2 protein-coding genes are annotated in these 1,659 nt (G+C 73.1%); one reads left to right on the top strand and one right to left on the bottom strand.

Annotated elements, in window-relative coordinates; translation table 11 throughout:
• Positions 1-674 (bottom strand): CaiB/BaiF CoA transferase family protein (locus tag KDL01_RS40920; protein ID WP_212534109.1); only part of this gene is annotated, 674 nt, incomplete at its 3' end.
• Positions 675-776: 102 nt separating this feature from the next.
• On the opposite strand from KDL01_RS40920, the gene KDL01_RS40925 reads away from it, so the two are divergent.
• Positions 777-1,649 (top strand): ADP-ribosylglycohydrolase family protein, encoded by an 873-nt coding sequence (locus KDL01_RS40925; protein WP_212534110.1) that lies wholly within the window; start codon positions 777-779, stop codon positions 1,647-1,649.
• Positions 1,650-1,659: the final 10 nt, after the last annotated feature.

Raw genomic sequence — 1,659 nt, forward strand, 5'->3', positions numbered from 1 at the left:
CCCCGCTCCCGGTGGCGCAGCGCCGCCATGACCCCGAGCGCCGCGTGCAGCCCGGTGACCACGTCGACCAGCGCCACGCCCACCTTCGTCCCGGACCCGCCGGCCTCGCCGGTCACGCTCATCAGCCCGCCGACCGCCTGCACGATCAGGTCGTAGCCCGGCAGCCCCGCCCCCGCACCCGGCCCGAACCCGGTGATCGAGCAGTAGACCACGCCCGGATTGAGCTCCCTGACCTGCTCGTATCCGAGCCCGTACCGGTCCATGGTGCCCGGCAGGAAGTTCTCCACCACCACGTCCGCGCGCCGCACCAGCTCGCGGGCCAGTGCCGCGTCCTCGGCCGCGGTCAGGTCGAGGACGAGCGACTGCTTGTTGCGGTTGACCCCGAGGAAGTAGGTGGCCTCCGGGCCGCTGCCGCCCTCGTCGTCCGCGCCGTCGCCGTCGCCGTCTTCGCCATCGCCATCGCCATCGCCGAGGTCCGCGAACGGCGGTCCCCACGCGCGCGTGTCGTCCCCGCTGCCCGGTCGCTCCACCTTCACCACCCGCGCCCCGAGGTCGGCCAGCAGCATGGTGGCGTACGGCCCGGCCAGTACCCGGCTGAAATCGGCGATCAGCACGCCCTCCATCGGGCCGCCCGCCGTCTCGCCGTGCGTCGCCTCGGCATTCACCTCGTTCATGGTCGGGCCATGCTATCCGCGCCCCGCACGCCCGCGAAGGGTGAAAAGTGCATGCGCGCGGCCGCCGGATTTGCCACCATGTCCGCGACGAAGGGGCGGGACATGGACGATCGACGGGTGATGGGTGATTCGCTGCGGGGGCTGGCCCTGGGCGACGGGTTCGGCGGGCGCTGGTTCCACCAGGGCGGCGGGCACCGGGTGGTGGAGATGATCGAGCACCGCCACACGCCGACGGAGGCACCGTTGCGCTACAGCGACGACACCGCGATGGCGCTGAGCGTCGCCCGGGTGCTCGGCACGCACGGACGGATCGACCAGCAGCAGCTCGCCGCGCTGTTCGCGGCCGAGTATCTGTCCGACCCGTACCGCCAGTACGGCTACGGGATGACCCGGCTGCTGCCGCACCTCGACGCCGACCCGGGCAACTTCGCCACCTATGCCAAGGCCCTGTTCAACGGCGAGGGCAGCCTGGGCAACGGCTCGGCGATGCGGGTGGCGCCCCTCGGCGCGTTCCTCCACCGCGACCTCGACCTCGTCGTCGAGCAGGCGGCGGCATCCTCGGAGGTGACGCACACCCACCCGGAGGCGGTGGCCGGCACGATCGCGGTGGCCGTGGCGGCGGCCCTCGCGGCAGCGGGCCGCGACGAACCGCCGCTGCGGCCGGCCGCGTTCCTCACAGGTGTGGCGCAGCGCACGCCGCCGGGCGTGATCCGCGACGGCGTGCTCACAGCAGCGGAGCTCGACCCGGCCACCGAGCCGTGGCGGGCGGCCGAACTCCTCGGCAACGGCGAGCGGATCCGGGCCTCGGACACGGTGCCGTTCGCACTGTGGACCGCCGCCCGCCACCTCGAGGACTATGCGGCCGGACTGTGGGGGTCCCGCGGGTGCGGAGTCCGGAGCGTCGGTCCTCGTCATGGTGGCCGTCCTTTCGATACAGCCACCCACCTTCGAGGAGCACTCCTGACGGGAACCTGACCTGAGCTGA

Source organism: Actinospica durhamensis (assembly GCF_018139695.1).
Lineage (GTDB): Bacteria > Actinomycetota > Actinomycetes > Streptomycetales > Catenulisporaceae > Actinospica > Actinospica durhamensis.

Excerpts from the sequence above, each read along its gene's own strand:
- KDL01_RS40925 (WP_212534110.1), top strand. The coding sequence starts at position 777 with ATGGACGATCGACGGGTGATGGGTGATTCGCTGCGGGGGCTGGCCCTG.